The following is a 23,443-nucleotide window of genomic DNA, read 5'->3' as shown; positions in this document are numbered from 1 at the left end:
CGGGCCAGCCCGGATCTCCGAGACATCCTCGGCAGCCGGGGGGCCGCCTGTGACATTTGTTGCCGCATCGACTTTTGAAACGGCGCTCGAGGTCCAGAATGCTCCGGGTGGACGAAAATGCGGGGATTCAGGGTCCAGACACCGTTCCATACTGAGACTGAGACGCAGATGTAACGTCGCGCTGACTTTGGCACAGTTTTGCGCGTCGTTTCGCACGCGGGACTAGCGGACTTATCCCCGTCCGTCACTAGACTGGTCCTTGCCCGCGTACCTGGTCGTCTAGTGCGTGTTCGACGTGCTGGTGGACAAGGGAAAGAACCTGTGCGCGCCGTATCTGCAACTGTAGGGGTCGTTTGGAAGCGCGTAGGCTCGACCTGCCAACACACGATATCTGGTCATCGGATTGGATCAAGGTGAAGCGACCCGGCGCCGTGCCGCCTGAGCGGTTCAAACGGTAGCGCGCCTTTTCTTTGCGCATTTATTATTTACTTACTAGAGTACTAGACTGACCCGCCGGTTTTCACCTCTGGAAGGAACACAAATGAGCACGCTCCGCCGAGTTATCCTCAGCTTCCTTGTTCTGGCCTTGTTCGCAGGCCTCTATGCGGCGGATCGCTACGACGACTACAAGGCCTGCCTCGAATGGACCAAGGCCTATCCAGATCATTTGGGAAAGTGCGCTCGGTAGATGCGCTAACGTCGAATCCCCCTGCAAAGCGACGTTTCTCCCTCCGCCTACCGGACCGCGCGTCCCTCGCTCGCCTCCTGCACTACCGGCGGGTCTCCTCGGTCGTCATTCCCTAGCCTCCGGCGCTATGCGCTGCTTCACCGTTCGCTCGTCCCGTTCCCTCGCGATATGCGGGTTCCCGCAGAAGTGCCAACAGACTGGGATAGAATCGCGGATTGACAAATTTGCCACATGAGCATTCCGAGCCACTCGGAAAACAACAAGAGATTGCCGTGGTCTTCAGCTCAACTGCCTTCCTTTTCCTTTTCCTTCCCATCACGCTAGCGCTTTACTACCTGCTGGCGCCCAGGTACCGGAACCTGTTACTGCTTGCAGCCAGCCTGCTGTTCTACGCTTGGGGAGAACCCGTCTATATCGGGCTGATGCTGGCATCCATCCTCTTTAACTGGGGAATCGCCTTAGGCATGTCGGCCGCCCGGGGCCGGAGGTCAGAGTTCGCCATACTTTCTGTAGCAGTGGTTATCAACCTCCTGGTATTAGCCCACTACAAGTACGCCAACTTCTTAGTCACCAGCTTCAATGAGGCACTGGGACCAATCCTCCACCACACCTTCGCAACAGAGCCATTACCGCTGCCCGTCGGCATTTCGTTTTTCACGTTCCACGCGATCTCCTATTTGGTGGACATCTACCGTCGCGAAGCCGAAGCCCTGAAGAGCCCTCTCGACATGGGGTTATACATATCCATGTTCCCGCAGTTGGTGGCCGGCCCGATCATTCGATACCACGATGTCGCTGAGCAGATTCTCCGTCGCAGCAATACAGTGGAGAGATTCGCCTCTGGCGTCGAACGATTTGCTTTTGGCCTTGGAAAGAAGGTGTTGATCGCCAACACCCTAGGCCAAATTGCGGATCAAACTTTCAGTGCGCCGCCCGGAACTCTTTCCGCCAGCGCAGCCTGGTTGGGGATAGCATGCTACACGCTGCAGATTTATTTTGACTTTTCAGGATATTCCGACATGGCCATTGGCTTGGCTCGCATGTTCGGGTTTGAACTTACTGAGAATTTCAACTATCCCTACATTGCGCGGTCAGTGCGAGAGTTCTGGCGCCGCTGGCACCTTTCGCTCTCCACCTGGTTCCGCGACTACCTCTACATCCCCCTGGGCGGAAATCGTGGCTCAGGCTTCCGCGTGAGAATGAACCTGTTTATCGTCTTCTTTCTATGTGGGCTCTGGCACGGCGCGAGTTGGAACTTTGCCATTTGGGGCGTATTCCACGGGGTGATGCTTGTCCTGGAACGAGGCAGGTTTGGGCGATGGATTGATGCAGCCCCGACTGTCTTGTCCAGCACCTATACCCTCCTGGTGGTCATGGTCGGCTGGGTCTTCTTTCGGGCAGAGACGTTTTCGAGCGCCGTTGAATATCTCAAGGCGATGTCCTTCCAAGGCAGCGGGCATGGTCTCTCACCTCAACTTGCTGCGGCCATGGACCCGATTGCCTTCACAACGCTCGCGGCCGCGATTGTTTTGTCCACACCAATGTTCACGTTCCTGGCGCGTGACTGGCGTATGCGTCGATTCCCGTCGCACGCGAATGAGCCGCTGCCGGGCTGGTGCGTACGAATGCAACCGGTCAACGCGACTTCGCTGCCCATGCTCACCGCTCGCGGCGTGATCGCATCCATGGTCCTGATCGTCAGCATTTCCCAGCTCGCTCTCAGCACCTATAACCCATTCATTTATTTCAGGTTCTGATGATGCAATCGATCGGTTCGAGGAACATCATTAACGCCGCGCTGGCCACCTTTTTTGCGGCGACGATCGCCGTACCATTTTTGGGACTCTGGCGCACCCATGACGGTGGCGCGGAAAAGCGAACGCTTGCCGAAAGGCCATCGTTGCCGGACTCATTTAAAGCGGTCAAAGCCTATCCGGCCAAGATGGAAGCCTTCGTCAATGACAATTTCGGCCTGCGGGATCACTTCCTGACGTTGCATTCCGATATCAGCCGGAACGTGTTCCGCACATCGGGCTCCCCTCGAGTCATTCTGGGGTCAAGCGGCTGGCTTTTCTACACGGGGGACAACTCCCTTGCAGACATGCAGCGGTTGGCCTCCCCTGCGGAAGCGAGCCTAGGCAACTGGAAAGGCTCGCTATCGGATCGGTCCACTTGGCTGGCGAATCGAGGCATCACATACAGATTCGTCACGGCGCCGGACAAACACAGTCTGTTCCCTGAGAAGCTTCCCAGTCGATACCAGTGGGAAGGTGATTCGCGCTATGCGCTCATCAAGCAGCATGTTGGAACGTCAGCCCCTCTTGTGGACTTACTTCCTGACCTGGCCAAAAAGAAAGCGGCCGGTGCCGAGCGCCTCTACTTCGAAACCGACACGCATTGGACGAGTTACGGTGCATACATCGGCTATCGCACTATTATGCGTTCGCTTGGCGAAGCGAATGGACCCGCGCCGCTGGAAATAGCCGAGGCTGAGTTCGTTGACGACGGAACGCCCCGTGCTCGTGACCTGGCGATCATGAGCCGCAGCCCGAAACTCGAGACCGAAAAGGTAGCCGCAAGCTTCAAACCGTGCGGCCGGGCAGTGGCGGTACAGCCCCCAGCTGGCGTCGACGTCAGCCGGATTCTGCGGTTCGCCGGACACGAATGTCCGTCGCGAACAAAAACCCTGCTGATCTTCCATGACTCGTTCGGCTCTGCGATCAGCCCATACTTCAACGCGACGTTCGGCCGGGTCGTTTCAATATGGGGAACGCCGACCGACGAGCTATTCGTCCGAATGGTATTGCAAGAAAAGCCTGACGTCGTGATCGAAGAGCGCGTTGAGCGTTTTATGGAAGCGGTGCCTGAGAACACATTAAACGCCACCCTTCATAGGATCTCAAATACGCCCCCCGGAGGACTTGCCACTGCAGGGGCTAAATCTCTCGACGGTGCCGATGGCCCTGGCCGCAGTACGGCAGTTCTTGACTGACGCTTCGGGAAACATCCGATTCCGCAATTTTAGTTCCTTCTCGCCTCCAACCCACACACCTTTGCTCCGGCGCGTGTGGGCAAGGATGGACTTGGCCGTGTCGTCGCTCAGCACATCGGCCTTGTCCATATAGATTGGCGCGGTCCAGTCGGAGGCGGTGTCCACGATCCTTGCTTGCGTCAACCCCTGGCTCGGGCTAATTTGCCCCGCTCGTCGTGCAGCGCGCTGTTAGCGTCAGGCGCGATATCAGCGGCAGCATCTTCATCTCGTCTCAACTTTGCGTGGCCGGGGCACACCTGTGCGCCTGCCTGGTCGGTCGCGACGAGTACCTCAGGACATGGCGGCGACGGTGATGCGTTGCTTGTCGGTGGCGATGACGGGTCTTCGGCCTGGCATCGCCGGAACTCCGTCAGTGCGTCAACCCCTCGGGTTGGAGGGCACAGTCTTCTCCTTCGTCTGCCGATAACCATTGAGCAATCTTACCGCCACGAAATGTCCAGACGATATCCAAGCCTTCCCCCATCGCCGCCTTATCCTTCAGAGGAGTCTGCCCGCGCGGAAGCCTTGCAGATTCACGCCGCAATCGTGCTCCAGCACTGTACATGGGGATTGGAAGCCCTGAGACAACTGGTAGTGTTGAACGTAGCAGGCGTGGCGGGCTCGATCGCTCTGGCCGGCGGCCACTTTTTTGATGGTCGCGGGCACTTTGCCGTTCTCTCGATCATTGCCTACTCGTTCAGTGCCGGATTCGCCTACATCACCATGGTCAAGGGCTTCGAGCATCTACGTGATTTGGCTAACGAGCATGCCGCGTACATAAATGGCCATGTCGCCCGTGGTCGCCAAGTTGCTGAACTCCCGAAAGGCAAAACCCTCGAATGGTCCAGGATACGTGCTCTCTTTCTGTTTCTTTGCGGTCTAACATCAATGTGCCTAGGCATGATGGGACCGCTCATGGATCTGGGCATCAGGGGAAAAATAATTCCATGAGCTTGCGGCACATCCTAATCTTTCATGCACTCACGTCGCGATCAGCATTGAGCCGGACCCAGCAAACGGATCGAGCACCATGTCGCCAGCCTTCGAGCTGTTGGTCAGCAGGTATTCCCGCATCTCCACCGGAAAAAGCCCCGCGCAGCTGGAACCGGCGGGGCTTCGATTCTTTTGAGACTACCGGCTTTTAGGCCTTTGCAGTCTGCTCTTCCAAAATGGCATTCAGACGACCACGGAAGTTCAGGGGCGCCGAAATACCCGGAATAGGTGCGCGCGGAGCGCCCGCGCCCGATACGACCACCGAGCCAAAATTCAGGATACGGCCGAGAATCGATTGATCGACCTGCACCGTCTCAACTTTCTCCAGACGCATCTCGATGGTGCTACGGCTGATCAGTCCAAACTTGGCAATGATCCGCTTGTTCGTGATTGCGAGCTCAGTCGTCCAGATCTTGATAAAAGCAATCAGGAGGAACAGCAGCCCGAACCCCATGAACGGCAACGTCACCACACCGAGGATGACGAGCGGCAGTTGCGAGAGCCAGGATACTTTGGCCTCATAAACGATCTGCTCATTTGCCCCGATGCTCGCATTTACATACGACCCCATTACTGCTCCCTTTTCGATTTATTGGAGCGGGAATCTTAACCGACCGAAAGTCATATTGGACGCGACGGCGGGCACCGAACATCCTAAACCCCACTTCAGGAGGAGAGTGGCCGAAACGCAAAAAGCCCGCTTGCGCGGGCTTCTTCAGACGCAGTTACGGCAATTCTGGCGCTAATGTAGGTCGTCTGTCACACGACTGTAAAGCCGTCTGCGCCGATTGGTTGTTCGCGGTTCTTGTCCTCAACGAGGCTACCGACGACTTCGCGCACGGCATCAGAATTGATGGTGGCCGTGCTGCTCACCAGCCGATGCAGATGCTTGAGCACCGCCGGCATGCGTCAGCCCATATGGCCGCCACGATAGCGATTGACGGGCCAGCCTGGACCTCCGAGCCTTCCTCGGCAACCGGGGACCGCCTGTGACATCTATTGCCGCATCGACTTTGAAACGGCGCTCGAGGTCCAGAGGACTTTGGGTGGACGAAAATGCGGGGATTCAGGGCCCGGACACCGTTCCATACACTGAGATGCAGACACCAGAAATGAAAAACCCGCACAGCCAATGACTGTGCGGGTTTTATTCTGGTCGGGGCGAGAGGATTTGAACCTCCGACCACCTGCACCCCATGCAGGTACGCTACCAGGCTGCGCTACGCCCCGAAGAAGAACGAGATTATATCAGAGCCGACCGTAATGGCTAGTGGTTTGCAGTGAATTTATTCGGGCTTCGCGATTTGCTTCAGTTGCGCCAGCAGATGCTGGACTTCCACCAGGTCGCCGCGCAGCGTGTTCAGGTCGACCGACAGCACAGGCGGTTGCACTGCCGCGGCGGACTGCACCGCGACGGCTTCGTCCGGCATGGCTGCTCCGACGCCATGATGACGCCCTTCGTCCAGCCGGTTGCGCGCACCGTTGATCGTGAAGCCTTGCTCGTAGAGCAGTTCGCGGATCCGCCGGATCAGCAGGACTTCATGGTGCTGGTAGTAGCGGCGATTGCCGCGGCGCTTCACGGGCTTGAGCTGCGTGAACTCCTGCTCCCAGTAGCGCAGGACGTGCGGCTTGACGGCGCAAAGCTCGCTGACTTCACCAATCGTGAAATAGCGTTTTGCGGGAATCGGCGGCAGCGAGACGCGCTCGCTGGATTTTTCCGTCATGCGATGGAGAAGCTGATGTCAGGCCCCTCGAGGGCCAGACGCGGTTGGCGCGACGCGCGCGCGGCATTGCAGGATACAGACAGCCATCGCCCCGGGCAATCCAACCGATGTGGCAAATTGATACAGGTGTCTGTGCGCCGCGACGGTCTTCGTTCGGCAGGCAACTGACGCGCGGGGCGTCAGTCCTGCCACGTCGTCAGCCCGGAAGCGCCACGTCGGCGCGTTCCTCGACCAGGCTCTTGAGCTTCTGGCTGGCGTGGAACGTCACCACACGGCGCGCGGTGATCGGAATGATCTCGCCCGTCTTGGGATTACGGCCGGGACGTTGCGCCTTGTCGCGCAACTGGAAGTTGCCGAAGCCGGACAGCTTCACGCTGTCGCCCTTCTCCAGGGCTTCGCGAATCACGTCGAAGAAAGCCTCGACCATATCCTTCGATTCGCGCTTGTTCAGGCCAACCTGGTCGAACAGCATTTCTGCGAGTTCGGCCTTGGTCAGGGTAGGCACCTCGGTAGCGCGGGCTTCCGGCGATGCATCGTCGAAGGAGGCAGCATGCCGGTCGCTTGCCTCACCCAGGTCTGCAGCATTCATGGAAATCGCGTCTCGATCGTTCATCCTTGATCGCTCTCTTGCATCTGTCTGGCGATCCGCCCGGGAGCTGTGCCCGGGCGCTCCAACTGCGATGGTGGCTTAGCCGCGCAGGCGGGCATCGAAGCCCGCTGTCAGCGCGTCGACCATGCAACGCACCGCGCTGTCGACTGTCTCGTCCTGGAGGGTCGCCCCAGTATCTTGCAACGTTACCCGGAAGGCAAGACTTTTCTCGTCGGCGCCAATTGACGCCGACGCCGCCTTGGGACGGAACTCGTCAAACAGCACCAGGCTCTGAACAAAGTGGCCCGAGCCGGCCTTGTCCAGCGCCGCGCGCATGGCATCGATCATGTCCTGAACGCGCACCTGCTGCTTGACCACCACGGCCAGGTCACGCACGGCGGCCGGGAACTTGGAGATTTCCGTGTAGACCGGCAGGCCCACGTCCCGCAGCGCGTCGAGCTCCAGCTCGAACACCACGGGCGCGTTGGTCAGCTCGTACTCCTGCAGCCAGCGCGGGTGAATTTCACCGACCACGCCCACGGGCTTGCCGTCGACGATCACGCGCGCGGCGCGGCCCGGGTGCAGCGCGGGATGCGCCACCGGCTCGAAGCGCGGCGTGCGCGGATGGAACAGCGCCTCCACGTCACCCTTGATGTCGAAGAAGTCCACCGGGCGCGTTGCCACACCCCATTGCTCCTCGAACGCCGGGCCGTAGGCGATACCCGCTGCCATCATCGGCTGGCGATAGCCCGCCACGGTCAGGCCGCCATCGGCCACGCTGGGATCGCGATGGAACACGCGGCCCACCTCGAACAGGCGCACGCGCGCCGCCTTGCGGTTAAGGTTGTAGCGCACCTTGTCGACCAGGCCACCGATCAGCGTCGAACGCATCACGGCCAGCTGGCTGGCGATCGGGTTCAGCAGGCGGATCGGGTTGTCATTGGCGGCAAAGTCGCGCTCCCACTGCTCTTCCACGAAGGCGAAGTTGATCACTTCGTTGAAGTCGCGCGCGGCCAGCGCGTGGCGCACCACGTGCTGCGAGCGGCGGCCTTCGTTGGTCGGGCGCATTTCGCTTTCGGCGATCGGCGGACGGGCCACGATACGCTCGAAGCCGTAGATCCGTGCCACTTCCTCGATCAGGTCTTCCTCGATCTCGATGTCGAAGCGATAGCTCGGCGGCGTAACCTCGAACACCTCGCCATCCGCGCCCTGCGAACGCGTGAACGGCAGGTTCAGGCGCTGGAACACATCGGCAATTTCCGCCGACGACAGTTCGATACCCAGCACGCGCTCGGCGCGCGCCACGCGCAGGGCCACCGGCTTGCGCTGCGGCAGGTTGACGATCTGGTCGTCCACGGGGCCGGCCTGGCCGCCGCAGATCTCAAGAATCAGCGCGCTGATGCGTTCGATGTGCTCGACCGTGGTGGCGTAGTCCACGCCACGCTCGAACCGATGGGCGGCATCTGTCGAAAAGTTGTAGCGGCGCGCGCGGCCCTGGATGGCATTGGGCCACCAGAACGCGGCTTCGAGATAGATGTTCGTGGTATCCAGCGACACGGCGGTGCTGTCGCCGCCCATGATGCCCGCCAGGCTTTCGATTTCCTTGTCGTCGGAAATCACGCCGACCTGCTCGTCCACCTCGACGGTATTGCCGTTCAGCAGCTTGAGCTGTTCGCCCTTGCGGCCCCAGCGCACGTCCAGCCCGCCGTGGATCTTGTCCAGGTCGAACACGTGCGACGGACGGCCCAGTTCGAGCATCACGTAGTTGGAGATATCGACCAGTGCCGAGATGCTGCGCTGGCCCGAACGCTCCAGGCGCTGCACCATCCAGGCCGGCGTGGCCGCACGGGCGTTCACGCCGCGGATGATACGGCCCGAGAAACGGCCGCACAGGTCGGGCGCGGAGATCTTGACCGGCAGCTTGTCCTGCAACGTCACGGCCACCGGCGACATGTCCGGCAGCGTCAGGGCGGCGCCGGTCAGCGCCGACACCTCGCGCGCCACGCCGTGGATCGACAGGCAGTCCGCCTTGTTCGGCGTCAGCTTGATCGTGAAGACCTGGTCGTCCAGGTCCAGGTACTGGCGGATGTCCTGACCCACCGGCGCGTCGTCCGGCAGCACCAGCAGGCCGCCGTGGTCTTCCGACAGCTTCAGTTCGCGGGCCGAGCACAGCATGCCGAAGCTGTCCACGCCACGGAGCTTGCCCACCTTGATCTCGAACGGCTTGCCGCCCTCTTCGGCCGGCGGCAGCACGGCGCCCACCAGCGCGCACGGCACCTTGATGCCCGGCTTCACGTTGGGCGCGCCGCAAACGATCTGCAGCGTCTCGCCGGTGCCGGCGTCCACCTGGCAAACGTTCAGGCGGTCGGCATTGGGATGGCGTTCGGTCGCCAGCACGCTGGCCACCACGATCTTGTTGAACGGCGGCGCAACCGGGCCAACCTCTTCCACTTCGAGGCCGGCCATCGTCAGGCTGTGCGACAGCGCGTCGGTCGAGATCTTTTCAGGATTGGCGAATGTGCGAAGCCAGGATTCCGAGAATTGCATGGCGCTTCTGATCCGGTAGGTATTCTGTGATGTCTTTGACGATATGCGGGCAGCGGCCTGCGAGGATCAGGCGAACTGGCGCAGGAAGCGCACGTCGCCCTCGAAGAACAGGCGCAGGTCGTTGATGCCGTAGCGCAGCATCGTCAGGCGCTCCAGGCCGGAGCCAAACGCGAAGCCGATATAACGCTCGGGGTCGAGGCCCATGTTGCGCAGCACGTTCGGGTGAACCTGGCCCGAGCCGGAAATTTCCAGCCACTTGCCATTGCCGAAGGCCATGTCGATTTCGGCCGACGGCTCGGTAAACGGGAAGTACGACGGGCGGAAGCGCACCTGGATATCGTCGCGCTCGAAGAACTTGCGCAGGAAATCGGTATAGACACCCTTCAGGTCGGCAAAGCTGACATCCTCGCCAATCCACAGGCCTTCCACCTGGTTGAACATCGGCGAGTGCGTGGCGTCGCTGTCCACACGATAGGTGCGGCCCGGGCAGATCACCTTGATCGGCGGCATCGGCTTGCCGGCGTACTTCTGCACGTGCATGCGGGCGTAGCGCACCTGCATCGGGCTGGTGTGGGTACGCAGCAGCAGGAGCTTGTCGTCGCTGTCGCGGCCGTCCACATAGAACGTGTCCTGCATCGACCGTGCCGGATGGTTGTCCGGGTTGTTCAGCGCGGTGAAGTTCATCCAGTCGGTTTCGATCTCGGGGCCGTCGGCCACATCGAAGCCGATCGAACCGAAGATCTGCTCGACACGCTCCCACGTACGCATCACCGGGTGCACGCTGCCGCGCGCCACGGCGCGGCCGGGCAGCGTCACGTCGATGGCCTCTGCGGCCAGGCGTGCGTTCATCAGCGCATCGGCCAGCGCCTGGCGGCGCGCCTGCAGCGCACCCTCCACCTGCTGCTTGACCTGGTTGATACGGGCGCCCTCGGTCTTGCGGGCTTCCGGGTCCAGTTTGCCGAGGCCCTTGAGCAGTTCGGTCAGCGCGCCGGTCTTGCCCAGGAAGCGGGCCTTCTCGTTTTCCAGCGTGGCGTTGTCGTTGGCGGCGGCGAAGGCGGCCTGTGCGTCGGCGACGATTTGATCCAGATCCAGGGACATGACGGCTATACGTGGACGGTACGTGGATGGTGCATAGGAAGGATAGGCACTGCCGCCGGGCGATGCGCGATACACGGTTGGTCGCACGCGGCGATGCATTGTCATTTCGGATGCCGTCCCGGCCCGGGGAAGCCCCGGTTCGGCATGGCATTCGAAATGAAAACGGGGCTCGGTGAGGAGCCCCGTTTCAGCAGACCTTGCGGTCGGTGCTTGCCCGGAAGCGCGTTACGCGCTTCCCGAACGGCCATCAGGCAACGGAGGCTTTCACCTGGTTGACGATGGCGGCAAAGGCAGGCTTGTCATGGATGGCCATGTCCGACAGCACCTTGCGGTCCAGTTCAATCGAAGCCTTCTTCAGGCCGTTCATGAACACGCTGTAGGTCATGCCATGCTCACGCGTCGCGGCATTGATACGTGCAATCCACAGCGCGCGGAACACGCGCTTCTTGTTGCGACGATCGCGGTACGCGTACTGGCCAGCACGCATGACCGCCTGCTTGGCGATACGGTAGACATTATTGCGACGGCCGCGGTAACCCTTGGCAGCGTCGATAACCTTCTTGTGACGGGCCCGTGCAGTGACCCCACGCTTTACTCGAGGCATGTAATACTCCTTTCGTTATCGGTTGGGGTTATGCGTAAGGCATCATCGCGCGAACGGACTTCAGGTTCGTCTCATGGACGTCCTGGGTGCCGCGCAGTTGACGCTTGTTCTTGGTGGTCTTCTTCGTCAGGATGTGACGCTTGAAGGCCTGGCCGCGCTTGAACGAACCGTTCGGGCGTGCCGTAAAGCGCTTGGAGGCGCTTTTCTTGGTCTTCATCTTAGGCATGAATAACTCCAGCTCTATGACATGCATGCAGGTGGATGACTGACGCCATCACTTGCAAAACCCGCATCCACTTGTTTTTGTACGCAGCGCCGGGGCGCAAACCCCTTACACCACGCACGGTTTCCGCGCAGGGCGACGCCGGGATACCCCCGGCATCCCGGCCGCCGCCCCGCACAGGAATTACTTCTTCTTCTTGGGAGCCAGCACCATCACCATCTGGCGACCTTCCATCTTCGGCATCTGCTCGACCTGACCCAGTTCTTCCAGGTCAGCCTTCAGACGCTCGAGCATGCGCGCGCCAATTTCCTGGTGGGCCATCTCACGACCGCGGAAACGCAGCGTGATCTTGGTCTTATCCCCATCCTCCAGGAAGCGTCGCAGGTTGCGCAGCTTGACGTTGTAGTCGCCATCATCCGTGCCAGGACGGAATTTCACTTCCTTGACCTGGATGATCTTCTGCTTGAGCTTGGCCTCATGGGCGCGCTTGGCTTCCTCGTACTTGAACTTGCCGTAGTCCATGATGCGGGCTACGGGAGGAGCCGCGTTAGGCGCGATCTCCACCAGATCCAAGTCCTTGTCCTCGGCCATGCGCAGAGCGTCCATGAACTTGACGATGCCGAGCTGCTCGTTATCAACCCCTACCAGGCGCAGCTCAGGCGCGCTGATTTCCCGGTTGATACGGTGACCTTTGTCTGTAGCGATGTTCCGTTACCTCAAGAAGACAAAAAAACAAGCCGTGCTTCACACCCTCAGGCTTTGCTGGCAACGTCGTTCTGAAGACGTTCCACAAACGCGGAAACAGGCATGACACCCAGATCCACATTGCCACGGGCACGCACGGCCACTTGATTGGCGTCCCGCTCCTTGTCGCCCACCACTAGCAGGTAGGGAATCTTCTGGAGCGAGTGCTCGCGGATTTTATACGTAATTTTCTCGTTACGCAAATCCGCCTTGGCCCTAAACCCTTGTTTTTGCAAGAGTTGCACGACGTTTTCGGCATATTCCGACTGCGATTCGGCGATATTCATGACGACCACCTGCTCCGGAGCCAGCCAGGCGGGCAGCGCACCCGCATGGTTTTCCAGCAGGATGCCCAGGAATCGCTCGAACGAACCCAGGATGGCCCGATGCAGCATGACCGGACGCTTCCGGCCGTTATCGTCAGCCACGTATTCGGCGCCCAGGCGTTCCGGCAGCACGAGGTCGAGCTGCAGCGTACCGCACTGCCACGAACGGCCGATCGCGTCCTTGATGTGGTATTCCACCTTCGGCCCATAGAAGGCGCCCTCGCCCGGCAGTTCCTCCCACTCCACGCCGCAGGCACGCAGCGCCAGGCGCAGGCCGTCTTCGGCGTGATCCCAGACGGCATCCGAGCCGGCGCGCTTTTCCGGGCGCAGCGACAGCTTGACCTTGACATCCTTGAAGCCGAAATCGTCATACACCGAAAACGCCAGCTCGTTGAACGCCTTCGCCTCCTCGACGATCTGTTCTTCCGTGCAGAAAATATGCGCATCATCCTGCACAAAACCCCGGACGCGCATCAGGCCATGCAGCGCACCCGACGGCTCATTGCGGTGGCACGAGCCGAATTCGGCAAAACGCAGCGGCAGGTCGCGGTACGAGCGCAGGCCGTGGTTGAAGATCTGGACATGCCCCGGGCAGTTCATCGGCTTGATCGCGTAGTCGCGCTTTTCCGATTCCGTGACGAACATGTTTTCCTTGTAGTTCTCCCAGTGGCCCGACTTCTCCCAGAGAGAACGATCCATCACTTGCGGCGTCCGGACTTCCTGGTAACCTGCTTCCGTCAGGCGGCCGCGCATGTACTGCTCGACGGCCTGCCAGACGCTCCAGCCCTTCGGATGCCAGAACACCATGCCCGGCGCTTCCTCTTGCAGGTGGAACAGGTCCAGCGTCTTGCCCAAGCGGCGGTGGTCGCGCTTCTCGGCTTCCTCCAGCATCGTCAGGTACGCTTCCTGGTCTTCCTTCCTGGCCCAGGCCGTGCCGTAGATGCGCTGGAGCATCTCGTTGTTCGAGTCACCGCGCCAATAGGCGCCGGCCACCTTCATCAGCTTGAAGACCTTGAGCTTGCCCGTCGACGGCACGTGCGGTCCACGGCACAGATCGACGAAGTTGCCTTCGCGATACAGGCCGATTTCCTGGTCGGCCGGAATGGAGGCGATGATCTCGGCCTTGTACTTCTCGCCCATCGACTCGAAGAGCGCCACCGCCTCGTCGCGGTTCCACACTTCGCGCGTGACTTTCTCGTCCTTGCGGGCCAGTTCCGTCATCTTCTTCTCGATGGCGGCCAGATCCTCGGGCGTGAAAGGACGCTTGTAGGAAAAGTCGTAGTAGAAGCCGTTCTCGATGACCGGACCGATCGTCACCTGCGCATCGGGGAACAGTTCCTTGACGGCGTAGGCCAGCAAGTGGGCCGTCGAATGGCGGATCACATCGACGCCGTCGGCGTCCTTGTCCGTGACGATGGCCAGCGAGGCATCGCGGTCGATCGTGAAGCTCGTATCGACCATGCGACCATCGACCTTGCCGGCAAGCGCAGCCTTGGCCAGGCCCGAGCCGATGCTCTGCGCCACTTCAGCCACCGTGACGGGGCCGGGGTACTCGCGACGGGAACCGTCCGGCAGCGTGATTGCGATCATCATTGCACCTCTTGTGGATGCCGCCGCGCCGGCGTCTGGGCACCAGGCGGGCGGACAAAGCAACTTTTGTGGCGCCGGGCCACCCGATGCGGCGCACGCGCGCATCGGACAACACCGGCAAACGGAAATCTCTCGGGCTGACCCGCGCCCAACTTCGGGCGACGCGGCAGCTTAGCAGCACGCTGGCAAACGACAGACGAAAAAAAACGCGGCCAAGGCCGCGTTTTTCTGTGTTTCCCCGCATCCTGCACGGGTCGAAGGCGCACCTCGACTACTGTCGCTAACCAGCGGTAGTAGTTCGAGTTGTCATGTTCATGGCGCGCTTCCGGCGTTGTACTGCATGTTCGTTGGTAGGCTCGATTGGACTCGAACCAACGACCCCCACCATGTCAAGGTGGTGCTCTAACCAGCTGAGCTACGAGCCTAGCGAAGCGCAGAGTATAACCTTATTTTCGCCTGGCGTGCAACACCCCCTGCACTTCCTCGATCAGTTGCAGCGCCCGTTGCAACTGCGTGGCCTCGGACACTTCCGCCGTAAACTGCATGCGCGCCACGCCCTTGCTCGACAGTGTCTTCACACCGGTCACGTTGATTTTCTCCCGTGACAGCACTTCGGAGATATCGCGCAGCAGGCCCTGACGATCCACCGCTTCCACCTGGATGTCCACCGGATACACCGCGTCGCTGCGCTTGCCCCATTCCGTCTGGATCACCCGCTCCGGCGCCCGCGCCGACAGTTGCAGGAATGTGCTGCAGTTGCGGCGATGGATCGACACCCCGCGGCCGCGCGTGACAAACCCGACGATCTCGTCGGGCGGCGCCGGCTTGCAGCAACGCGACATCTGCGTCATCAGCGAATCCACGCCCACCACCAGAACGCCGCTCTTGGCGCCGCGCGCCACGCTGGTGGCGCGACTCTTCTTGGTGACGGCCTCTTCCTCGTTGAACTGCGGCTGCGCCTCGCCCTCCGGGTGACGTAGCGCATGCTCCACATGCCGCAGGCTGAACTCCTCCTTGGCCACGGCCGCGTAGAGATCGTCGGTCGATTTGAAGTTGAGCCGGGTGGCCAGGTCGTCCAGATTGACGGCCGTCTTGCCCTCGCGCTGCAGTGTCTTTTCGATCAGTGCCCGGCCCTGCGCCAGCGTTTCCTGCGAATCGAGCGCGTTGAACCAGGCCCGCACCTTCGAGCGCGCGCGATTGCTCGCCAGGTAGCCAAGCTCGGGGTTCAGCCAGTCGCGCGACGGGCCGCCCTGCTTGACCGCAACGATCTCGACGGTCTGCCCGTTCTTGAGCGGCGTGTTCAGCGGCACCATCGATCCGTCCACGCGCGCCCCGCGGCACCGATGGCCCAGATCGCTGTGCAGGTAATAGGCAAAGTCCACCGGCGTCGCGCCCTGGGGCAGTGCCACCACGCGCGCCTGCGGCGTCAGCACATAGATATGGTCGTCGATGGCGGCATGCTTGAGCTGCTCCCACGGCGAATCCTCGTGCGCGACGGTGTGGTCGGCCTCGTCCTTCCAGGCCAGCAGCTGCCGCAGCCAGGCAATCTTCTCGTCGTAGGTATTGTCGGCCGCAAACTGGCCGCTGTAGCCCTTGCCGCCGGCCTCCTTGTAGCGCCAGTGCGCGGCCACGCCGTATTCGGCAAAGTGGTGCATCTCCTGCGTGCGGATCTGCACTTCGAACGCGCGCCCGTCGTCGCCGATCACCACGGTATGCAGCGACTTGTAGCCGTTGGCTTTCGGCCGCGAGATATAGTCGTCGAATTCGCGTGGAATCGGCTGCCAGATATGGTGGACGATTCCCAGGACGGTGTAGCAGTCCTTGATGTCGTCGACGATCACGCGGAACGCGCGCACATCGTACAGATCGGCAAAATCGAGTTCCTTGCCGCGCATCTTCTTCCAGATGCTGTAGATGTGCTTGGGCCGGCCCGTCACCTCCGCGCGGATGCCGGCCGAGGCCAGTTCCGACTGCAGGCGCGCGATGGCCTGCGCGATATAGCCTTCGCGCTCGATGCGCTTCTCGTCCAGCAGCTTCGCAATGCGCTTGTAGGTATCGGGCTGCTCGAAGCGGAACGCCAGGTCTTCGAGCTCCCACTTCACCTGCCAGATGCCCAGCCGGTTGGCCAGCGGCGCGTAGATGTCCAGCGTCTCGCGGGCCACGCCGGACAGCGGCGGAGTCTTGGTCTGCGCCAGCCAGCGCAGCGTCTGCAGGCGCGACGCCAGCCGCACCAGCACCACGCGGATGTCCTGCGCAAACGCCAGCAGCATCTTGCGCAACGCCTCGACCTGCTCGTGGCGCGCGGCCACCTGCGATTTCGACGCCTCCGACACGTCGGCCTGCGTCACCGCGATGGCGCCGATGCGCAGCAGCTGGCGCACCCCCTTCACCAGGCGCACCACCTCCTCGCCAAATCTGGGTTCGATCTGGGCCTCGGCGTCGGGCACGAAGGCCGCCGCCGCGAACAGGCAGGCCGCCGCGCGCGCGGCATCGTCCACCCGCAGTCCGTCGAGGATGCGTAGCATCCCTTCGGCGTGCGACAGCACGCTCTCGCCGGTCGGCAACAGCACGGGGTTATCGCCGTCTGCCACGTCGCGCACAAAGGCCAGGGCGCGCTCGACGAGCCCGGCATCCGGAATGCCTGCGGTCTGGCCCGTCAGCTCCGTTGACGTCACCATGTCACAACGCCTGCATCAATTGAGGGCGGCCGTCACCACCACTTCGATCAGATAGTCGGGATTGGCCAGCCTGGCTTCCACGGTTGCACGCGGGGGCGTGTTGCCTTGGGGCACCCATTCGTCCCACACCTCGTTCATCTCGCCAATGCGGGTGACGTCGGTCAGAAAGATCTGGCACATCAGGATGCGCGTCTTGTCGCTGCCGGCCTCGGCCAGCAGGCGGTCGATATGACCGAGCACCTCGCGGGTCTGGCCGCGCAGGTCGGCCTTGGGGTCGACCTCGGGCACCTGGCCGGCCAGGTAGACCACGCCGTTGTAGACCGCGTATTCGGACAGACGCTTGCCCACGTGGGCGCGCTTCAGGGGGTTGGTGCTCATATCAGATTCTTCTCAGCAAAAAATTCGTTACGTACCCAGGAAGAAGTCCCGGGCAATGGCAATCTGGGCCGGATCGATAAACGTGGGCGCGTGCCCCACATCGGGGATTTCGACGGTCGATACCTGCTTGCCGCGCGCCACCATCTCCGCCACCGTCTCGCGCAGCAGCAGGTCGGACTGGGCGCCGCGCACGATCAGCGTCGGCCCCGGCGCCGCCTCGAACATGTGCCACAGCACCTGCTCGCCGGCCTGCACCGCTTCCGGGGGCGTCTCCTTGAACGGCACGGCCAGCGCGGGATCGTAGTGCAACCCCCACTCCAGCCCCTCGGCGCCCTGCACCGGCTTGAGGATGGCGCCGTTCAGCTCGCGCCATTGCTCGGGCGTATGCCGGCCGAACGACGTACTGATCGTCTGCAGGTACGCCAGCCCTTCCTCGAAGGTCTTGAACCGCACCGGCAGGCCCAGGTAGGCGCCAATGCGCTCCAGCGCCTGCGCGGCGACGCGCGGCCCCACATCGTTGAGCAGCAGCTTGCGCACCGGCGACTTCGGCAGGCCAGCCAGGCCCATGCCGATCAGCCCGCCCATCGACGTGCCGAACCAGTCCACCTGTTCGACGTTGAGCCGGGCGATCAGCGTGACCATGTCGGACACATACTGCGGTACCACGTAGTGATGCGGGTCGGCCAGCCATTCCGAGCGTCCGCGGCCCACCACGTCCGGGCACACGACGCGATACTCGTCGGACATCGCCCGCGCCAGCGCGTCGAAGTCGCGGCCGGTGCGCGTCAGGCCATGCACGCACATCAGCACGCGCGGATTGAGGGGATCGCCCCATTCGTGATAGGCCATGCGATGCAGGCCCGCCGGGCTGATGCACTGGACGAACCCGAGGCGCGGACTGGAAGACATCTGGGACTCCCCTGCTGGTGCCACCGCATCCCCTGCGGCGTGCGAGTTTTTTCGGAATTTCTTGCCCACGATGACACACCGGGCAGAACGCGACGAAATACGGCGCCAGGCCAAAGCCGGATTGTACGCCCTGCGAGTACAATGCCACAGCACATCCTGACACTCCCGACGGAGGCTTACATGCTCAAAGGCAAGACGGCACTGGTCACGGGCTCGACCAGCGGTATCGGACTCGGCATCGCGCAGGCTCTGGCTGCGCAGGGCGCCAACATCATTGTCAACGGATTCGGTGATGCCGACGGCGCAAAGGCGGAAATCGCCCGTGCCGGCAGCGGCATCCAGGTGGGCTACCACGGCGCGGACATGAGCAAGTCCGCCGAGATCGAGGACATGATGCGCTACGCCGAGAAAGACTTCGGCGGCGTGGACATCCTGGTCAACAACGCGGGCATCCAGTTCGTGGCCAAGATCGAGGAATTCCCGGTCGACAAGTGGGATGCGATCATCGCCATCAACCTGACCTCCGCCTTTCATACCACCCGTCTCGCCCTGCCGTCGATGAAGGCCAAGAACTGGGGCCGCGTCATCAACGTGGCGTCCACCCACGGCCTGGTGGCCTCGGCCGAGAAGTCGGCCTACGTGGCGGCCAAGCATGGCATTGTCGGCTTCACCAAGGTGACCGCGCTGGAAACCGCGCAGACCGGCGTCACGGCCAATGCAATCTGTCCGGGCTGGGTGCTGACCCCGCTGGTGCAGAAACAGGTGGAAGCCCGCGCGCAGAAGGAAGGCATCCCGGTGGAACAGGCCAAGCGCGAGCTGGTGCTGGAAAAACAGCCGTCGGGGCAGTTCGTCACGCCCGAGGAACTGGGCGCGCTGGCCGTGTTCCTGTCCAGCGAAGCGGCCAGGCAGGTGCGTGGCGCGATCTGGAACATGGATGGCGGCTGGGTGGCGCAATAAGGAGGCAGCGATGCAGCGTAGTCAATCGCGACGCCATGCCCTGCGCACCCTTGGCGCAGGCGCCCTGCTGCTGTCGCCGCTGATGGCGGTGGCCCAGGCGCCGAAGGCGCTGGCGATCGACGTCTACAAGAGCCCGACCTGCGGCTGTTGCGAGGACTGGGTCAAGCACCTGCGCGACAACGGCTTCACCGTGGCCACGCACGATGTGGAAGATACTGGCGTGTATCGTCAGAAATACGGCATTCCCGAGCGGTTCGGCTCGTGTCACACCGGTGTCATCCAGGGCTACGGCGTCGAGGGCCACGTCCCTGCGGCCGATATCAAGAAGCTGCTGGCAGCCAGGCCGAAGGCCGCCGGGCTGGCCGTCCCGGGCATGCCGGTCGGCTCGCCGGGCATGGAGTACGGTCCGCGCAAGGATCCGTTCGACGTGCTGCTGGTGAAATCCGATGGCGCAGCGTCGGTCTTTTCCAGCTACAACAAGCCGAAGACCTGAGCCATGGGCGCCTGAGCCGGCGATGAGCCGGCGATCAGTCGGCGATTAGCCGGCACCTCGGTTCCGTCCGAAGCAAAAACCCCCGCCGGCGCGAACCGGCGGGGGTTTTTGTTTGAGGCTGCGTGCTTGAGGCTGCGGCGCTCAGATCAGTTCGGCTTCGGTCTTCGCCTGGACTTCCTCGCGCGACACACCCGGCGCCGTTTCCACGAGCTTCAGGCCTTGCGGCGTCACGTCGATCACGGCCAGGTCGGTGATGATGCGGTTCACCACGCCCAGGCCGGTCAGCGGCAGGTTGCATTCCTTGAGGATCTTGACGTCCTCGGTGCCGTCCTTCTTCTTGGCCGTATGCTCCATCAGCACCACCACGCGGCCCACGCCGGCCACCAGGTCCATGGCGCCGCCCATGCCCTTGACCATCTTGCCCGGAATCATCCAGTTGGCCAGGTCGCCGCGCTGGCTGACCTGCATCGCACCCAGGATGGCCAGGTTGATCTTGCCGCCGCGGATCATCGCGAACGAATCGGCCGACGAGAAGATCGACGAGCCCGGCAGCGTGGTCACGGTCTGCTTGCCGGCGTTGATCATGTCGGCATCCACTTCGTCCTCGGTCGGGAACGGGCCGATGCCGAGCAGGCCGTTTTCCGACTGCAGCCACACTTCCATGCCTTGCGGCACATGGTTGGCCACCAGCGTCGGCAGGCCGATGCCCAGGTTGACATAGAAGCCATCCTGCAGCTCGGCGGCCGCGCGTGCGGCCATTTCATCACGTGTCCATGCCATGATCTGTCTCCTTACTTGGCACGCACGGTGCGCTGTTCAATGCGTTTCTCGGGGCTGGTGTTCAGCACGATGCGGTGCACAAAAATGCCGGGCAGGTGAACATCATCCGGGTCGATCTCGCCGGTTTCGACGATCTCTTCCACTTCAGCGATGGTGATCTTGCCGGACATGGCACACACCGGGTTGAAGTTGCGCGCGGTACGGCGGAACACCAGGTTGCCGGCCTTGTCGGCCTTCTGGGCCTTGACGATGGCCACGTCGGACACCAGCGACTGCTCCATCACGTAGGTATCGCCGTTGAATTCACGCGTTTCCTTGCCTTCCGCGACGATCGTGCCCACGCCGGTCTTCGTAAAGAATGCCGGAATGCCCGAGCCACCGGCACGCAGCTTTTCGGCCAGCGTGCCCTGCGGCGTGAATTCGAGCTCGAGTTCGCCGGCCAGGTACTGGCGTTCGAACTCCTTGTTCTCGCCGACGTACGACGAGATCATCTTCTTGATCTGGCGGGTGGCCAGCAGCTGCCCCAGGCCGAACCCGTCCACGCCGGCGTTGTTCGAGATGCAGGTGAGCTGCTTGACGCCGCTGTCGCGCAGTGCGGCGATCAGTGCCTCGGGGATGCCGCACAGACCGAAACCGCCCACGGCGATCGTCTGGCCGTCGCGTACGACGCCCGCGAGCGCCTCGGCGGCGCTGGCGTAGACCTTGTTCATGTTCGCTCCTTCCTCGGTAGTCCCGCTCTTGCGCGGCCGGTTGGCCACACGCGGAAATTGTAACGGTACAATCGGCGGTCAGGCGCCGCCGTTGACGACCCAAAGGATACGTCAACGGATGCCGCGAACGCCATTACGTAAAAGTACATAAGGGATAATGCCGGCCATCGACTACCAGACCGCATTCCAGCTGGCTCCGGTCGGCCTGGTGCTCTCGCGCGCCCGGATGATCGAGGATTGCAACAGCGAGGTCTGCCGGATCTTCGGCACCACGCGCGAAGCCCTGATGGGGCAGTCGTTCCAGGTGCTCTACCCCACCGCCGACGAATTCGAGCGCACCGGCGCGCGCATCGTGCCGGTCATGAACACCAAGGGACTGTATTCCGACGAACGGATCATGAAGCGCGCCAGCGGCGAGCTGTTCTGGTGCCATGTCACGGGCCGCGCACTGGACCGCAACGATCCGCTCGGCGCCGGCATCTGGACGTTCGAGGACCTGTCGCAAAAGCGGCCGGTCACGGCCGAGCTGACCGCCCGGGAACGCGACATCGCCGCGCAGCTGGTGGAAGGCAAGACCAGCAAGCAGATCGGCAAGCTGCTGGCCATCAGCCCGCGCACCGTGGATATCTACCGGGCGCGGCTGATGAAGAAGTATGGGGCGCATACCGCAGTCGATCTGGTGCAGCGGCTGGTGAACCACTGAGGGTGTGCTCCCCTCTCCCGCGAGCGGGAGAGGGGCCGGGGGAGAGGGCAGGCGTATCAGATGCTGCCGTGCTGGAACACACCGACAGCTTCGCTCGATGTGGCTCCCTGCTGTACCACCCCTCTCTCCCACTCTCTCCCCATGAGGGGAGAGAAAGCCAGGACACTACCCTCTGACGCCACTTGGGGGTGACTCGCGGCGTTGGCTGTCAAACAACCGGCAGCCTTGCTTGCGCCTGTCGTTACTCGGCAATCAGCATCCGTATCTCCGCCGGCACCGGCACGCTCTTCTCCACCGCGTAGTCGCACCACACCACCTTGGCGCCGCCTTCCGCCCAGACCACATCGGGCAGGTCGGTCCGGCGGATTTCGATCTTCGTCTCGAAGCTCGACCGTCCCAACTGGCCCGCGTACACCCGGCATTCGATATCGCCGGGGTAACGCAGCTGCTTCAGGAACGTCATGTGGGCGTTGATCAGCACGGGCCCGTGGCCGTTGCCGTCCCGGCCATTGCGGCCGATCGACGCGAACCACTCGATCCGCGCCTGCTCCAGGTAGCGGAAGTAGACGGTGTTGTTGACATGGCCCATGGCGTCCATGTCACCCCACCGGATTGGCATCACGCAGGTGAAGACGTGCTTCATCAACGCTTGGCGATCGACGCTTCGGCCTTGGTCACCAGGTCGGCGCCAATCTGCTTCTTCCACTTGTCGTAGACCTTGGCCGTGGCCTTCTTGAACGCGTCGTGCTCGGCCGGGGTCAGCGAGACCACCTTCACGCCGTGCTGCTCCATGTCCTTCCAGGCCGGCGCACCGGGCTCCACCAGACCCTTGCGGGCCAGCGCGATTTCCTGCTTGCCGGCGTCGATGGCGGCCTGCTTCACGATCTCGCGGTCAGCCGGGGTCCAGCTTTCCCAGATCTGCTTGTTGACGACGAAGATCAGTGGATCGGCCACGTAACCCCAGGTCGTCACGTACTTCTGGCCGACCGTATAGAGCTTGGCCGCGGCAAACACGCTCTGCGGATTCTCCTGGCCGTCCACCGCGCCCGACGCCATGGCCGGCTGCGCATCGGCCCAGCTCATCTGCGTCGGGTTGGCGCCCAGCGCGTTGAAGGTCTCGATGTACAGCGGCGAACCCACCACGCGCAGCTTCAGGCCCTTGAGGTCTTCGGGCTTGCGGATCTCGTGTTTCGAATTCGACACTTCGCGGAAGCCGTTCTCGCCCCAGGCCAGCGGCACCACGCCTGCCTTTTCCAGCGTGCCGAAGATCGACTTGCCAACTTCGCCCTGCGTCAGCGAGTCCAGCGCCTTGTAGTCGGGCATCAGGAACGGCAGCGAGAACAGGTTCAGCTCCTTGACCTGCGGCGACCAGTTGATGGTCGAGCCCACAGCCATGTCGATCACGCCCTGGCGGATGGCCGAAAATTCGCGCGTCTGGTCGCCGGCCACCAGCGACGTACCCGGATACAGCTTGATATTGATGCGGCCGCTGGTGCGCTGGCGCACCAGGTCTGCCCAGATCTCGCCGCCCTTGCCCCACGGGAACGCGGGGCCCAGCACCAGCGACATCTTGTATTCGGGCTTGTAGGTCTGGGCCATGGCGGCCGGCGCGGCAAAGGCAGCAGCGGCGATCGAGGCGGCAACGGACAGCATCAGGGCACGGCGTTTCATGCGGGAA

Annotated in this window: 25 protein-coding genes and 2 tRNA genes; 7 read left to right on the top strand and 20 right to left on the bottom strand. The window is 62.4% G+C overall.

Features of this window, described 5'->3' with window-relative positions; all coding sequences use genetic code 11:
* Positions 1 to 541 precede the first annotated feature (541 nt).
* From AC3FJ6_RS20275 to AC3FJ6_RS20260, 4 genes are all read left to right on the top strand, one after another.
* Positions 542 to 688: a hypothetical protein gene (locus AC3FJ6_RS20275; RefSeq protein ID WP_488773468.1), complete on the top strand. Its 147-nt coding sequence runs from the start codon at positions 542 to 544 to the stop codon at positions 686 to 688.
* A 272-nt stretch (positions 689 to 960) separates the two neighbouring features.
* Positions 961 to 2,445 (top strand): MBOAT family O-acyltransferase, encoded by a 1,485-nt coding sequence (locus AC3FJ6_RS20270; RefSeq protein WP_488773467.1) that lies wholly within the window; start codon positions 961 to 963, stop codon positions 2,443 to 2,445.
* Positions 2,445 to 3,680 carry an alginate O-acetyltransferase AlgX-related protein gene (locus tag AC3FJ6_RS20265; RefSeq protein ID WP_488773466.1) on the top strand — a complete coding sequence of 412 codons (1,236 nt, stop codon included), beginning with the start codon at positions 2,445 to 2,447 and terminating at the stop codon, positions 3,678 to 3,680. Before AC3FJ6_RS20270 ends, AC3FJ6_RS20265 begins: the two co-directional genes overlap by 1 nt.
* A gap of 564 nt (positions 3,681 to 4,244) precedes the next feature.
* On the top strand, positions 4,245 to 4,670 hold the full coding sequence (locus AC3FJ6_RS20260; protein WP_488773465.1) for a hypothetical protein: 426 nt from the start codon (positions 4,245 to 4,247) through the stop codon (positions 4,668 to 4,670).
* Between the two features lie 30 nt (positions 4,671 to 4,700).
* On the opposite strand, the gene AC3FJ6_RS20255 is transcribed toward AC3FJ6_RS20260, so the two are convergent.
* From AC3FJ6_RS20255 to AC3FJ6_RS20180, 16 genes are all read right to left on the bottom strand, one after another.
* A complete protein-coding gene (locus AC3FJ6_RS20255; protein ID WP_488773464.1) occupies positions 4,701 to 4,799 on the bottom strand; it encodes a DNA methyltransferase in 99 nt (32 codons plus the stop codon).
* A gap of 61 nt (positions 4,800 to 4,860) precedes the next feature.
* Entirely contained in the window at positions 4,861 to 5,283 is a 423-nt protein-coding gene (locus AC3FJ6_RS20250) for a PH domain-containing protein (RefSeq protein ID WP_488773463.1), read from the bottom strand.
* 188 nt (positions 5,284 to 5,471) lie between these two features.
* A complete protein-coding gene (locus AC3FJ6_RS20245) occupies positions 5,472 to 5,618 on the bottom strand; it encodes a hypothetical protein (RefSeq protein WP_488773462.1) in 147 nt (48 codons plus the stop codon).
* A 247-nt stretch (positions 5,619 to 5,865) separates the two neighbouring features.
* A tRNA-Pro gene (locus AC3FJ6_RS20240) sits at positions 5,866 to 5,942 on the bottom strand.
* Between the two features lie 56 nt (positions 5,943 to 5,998).
* Positions 5,999 to 6,436 carry a MerR family transcriptional regulator gene (locus AC3FJ6_RS20235; protein WP_488773461.1) on the bottom strand — a complete coding sequence of 146 codons (438 nt, stop codon included), beginning with the start codon at positions 6,434 to 6,436 and terminating at the stop codon, positions 5,999 to 6,001.
* A 196-nt stretch (positions 6,437 to 6,632) separates the two neighbouring features.
* Positions 6,633 to 7,049 (bottom strand): integration host factor subunit alpha, encoded by a 417-nt coding sequence (locus tag AC3FJ6_RS20230; protein WP_066738541.1) that lies wholly within the window; start codon positions 7,047 to 7,049, stop codon positions 6,633 to 6,635.
* Positions 7,050 to 7,124: 75 nt separating this feature from the next.
* A complete protein-coding gene (pheT, locus tag AC3FJ6_RS20225) occupies positions 7,125 to 9,572 on the bottom strand; it encodes a phenylalanine--tRNA ligase subunit beta (RefSeq protein ID WP_488773460.1) in 2,448 nt (815 codons plus the stop codon).
* Positions 9,573 to 9,638: 66 nt separating this feature from the next.
* Positions 9,639 to 10,664, bottom strand: a complete 1,026-nt coding sequence (gene pheS / locus AC3FJ6_RS20220; protein WP_194946536.1) for a phenylalanine--tRNA ligase subunit alpha — start codon at positions 10,662 to 10,664, stop codon at positions 9,639 to 9,641.
* A gap of 253 nt (positions 10,665 to 10,917) precedes the next feature.
* Positions 10,918 to 11,274, bottom strand: a complete 357-nt coding sequence (gene rplT / locus AC3FJ6_RS20215) for a 50S ribosomal protein L20 (RefSeq protein WP_092595867.1) — start codon at positions 11,272 to 11,274, stop codon at positions 10,918 to 10,920.
* Between the two features lie 28 nt (positions 11,275 to 11,302).
* Complete coding sequence (gene rpmI / locus AC3FJ6_RS20210) at positions 11,303 to 11,500, bottom strand: 50S ribosomal protein L35 (RefSeq protein ID WP_006575466.1); 198 nt, start codon at positions 11,498 to 11,500, stop codon at positions 11,303 to 11,305.
* A gap of 180 nt (positions 11,501 to 11,680) precedes the next feature.
* On the bottom strand, positions 11,681 to 12,202 hold the full coding sequence (gene infC / locus AC3FJ6_RS20205; RefSeq protein ID WP_092595869.1) for a translation initiation factor IF-3: 522 nt from the start codon (positions 12,200 to 12,202) through the stop codon (positions 11,681 to 11,683).
* A gap of 47 nt (positions 12,203 to 12,249) precedes the next feature.
* Positions 12,250 to 14,157, bottom strand: a complete 1,908-nt coding sequence (gene thrS, locus AC3FJ6_RS20200; protein WP_488773478.1) for a threonine--tRNA ligase — start codon at positions 14,155 to 14,157, stop codon at positions 12,250 to 12,252.
* Between the two features lie 348 nt (positions 14,158 to 14,505).
* Positions 14,506 to 14,582: transfer RNA gene (locus AC3FJ6_RS20195), tRNA-Val, on the bottom strand.
* Between the two features lie 21 nt (positions 14,583 to 14,603).
* The gene (locus AC3FJ6_RS20190; RefSeq protein ID WP_153948357.1) at positions 14,604 to 16,835 is read right to left on the bottom strand and encodes a RelA/SpoT family protein; all 2,232 of its coding nucleotides are present in this window, start codon (positions 16,833 to 16,835) and stop codon (positions 14,604 to 14,606) included.
* A 15-nt stretch (positions 16,836 to 16,850) separates the two neighbouring features.
* Positions 16,851 to 17,213 carry a RidA family protein gene (locus tag AC3FJ6_RS20185; RefSeq protein WP_153948356.1) on the bottom strand — a complete coding sequence of 121 codons (363 nt, stop codon included), beginning with the start codon at positions 17,211 to 17,213 and terminating at the stop codon, positions 16,851 to 16,853.
* Positions 17,214 to 17,240: 27 nt separating this feature from the next.
* Positions 17,241 to 18,122, bottom strand: a complete 882-nt coding sequence (locus AC3FJ6_RS20180; protein ID WP_488773459.1) for an alpha/beta fold hydrolase — start codon at positions 18,120 to 18,122, stop codon at positions 17,241 to 17,243.
* Positions 18,123 to 18,302: 180 nt separating this feature from the next.
* On the opposite strand from AC3FJ6_RS20180, the gene AC3FJ6_RS20175 reads away from it, so the two are divergent.
* The gene (locus AC3FJ6_RS20175; RefSeq protein WP_153948354.1) at positions 18,303 to 19,079 is read left to right on the top strand and encodes a 3-hydroxybutyrate dehydrogenase; all 777 of its coding nucleotides are present in this window, start codon (positions 18,303 to 18,305) and stop codon (positions 19,077 to 19,079) included.
* A gap of 10 nt (positions 19,080 to 19,089) precedes the next feature.
* Positions 19,090 to 19,572, top strand: a complete 483-nt coding sequence (locus AC3FJ6_RS20170; protein WP_487523869.1) for a DUF411 domain-containing protein — start codon at positions 19,090 to 19,092, stop codon at positions 19,570 to 19,572.
* Positions 19,573 to 19,713: 141 nt separating this feature from the next.
* Here AC3FJ6_RS20170 and AC3FJ6_RS20165 read toward each other — a convergent pair whose 3' ends face one another.
* Positions 19,714 to 20,352, bottom strand: a complete 639-nt coding sequence (locus AC3FJ6_RS20165) for a CoA transferase subunit B (RefSeq protein WP_153948352.1) — start codon at positions 20,350 to 20,352, stop codon at positions 19,714 to 19,716.
* Positions 20,353 to 20,363: 11 nt separating this feature from the next.
* Positions 20,364 to 21,062 (bottom strand): CoA transferase subunit A, encoded by a 699-nt coding sequence (locus AC3FJ6_RS20160; RefSeq protein WP_488773458.1) that lies wholly within the window; start codon positions 21,060 to 21,062, stop codon positions 20,364 to 20,366.
* Positions 21,063 to 21,219: 157 nt separating this feature from the next.
* On the opposite strand from AC3FJ6_RS20160, the gene AC3FJ6_RS20155 reads away from it, so the two are divergent.
* Positions 21,220 to 21,765: a PAS and helix-turn-helix domain-containing protein gene (locus AC3FJ6_RS20155; protein ID WP_153948350.1), complete on the top strand. Its 546-nt coding sequence runs from the start codon at positions 21,220 to 21,222 to the stop codon at positions 21,763 to 21,765.
* Between the two features lie 241 nt (positions 21,766 to 22,006).
* Here AC3FJ6_RS20155 and AC3FJ6_RS20150 read toward each other — a convergent pair whose 3' ends face one another.
* A complete protein-coding gene (locus AC3FJ6_RS20150) occupies positions 22,007 to 22,408 on the bottom strand; it encodes an acyl-CoA thioesterase (protein WP_488773457.1) in 402 nt (133 codons plus the stop codon).
* Positions 22,408 to 23,436 carry a DctP family TRAP transporter solute-binding subunit gene (locus AC3FJ6_RS20145; protein WP_488773456.1) on the bottom strand — a complete coding sequence of 343 codons (1,029 nt, stop codon included), beginning with the start codon at positions 23,434 to 23,436 and terminating at the stop codon, positions 22,408 to 22,410. The genes AC3FJ6_RS20150 and AC3FJ6_RS20145 overlap by 1 nt, the downstream gene beginning before the upstream one ends.
* Positions 23,437 to 23,443: the final 7 nt, after the last annotated feature.

This window comes from Cupriavidus sp. 94F1, from assembly GCF_057798875.1.
Note: the sequence above shows the minus strand (reverse complement) of the source record. Positions and strands in the feature narration are given on the sequence as shown.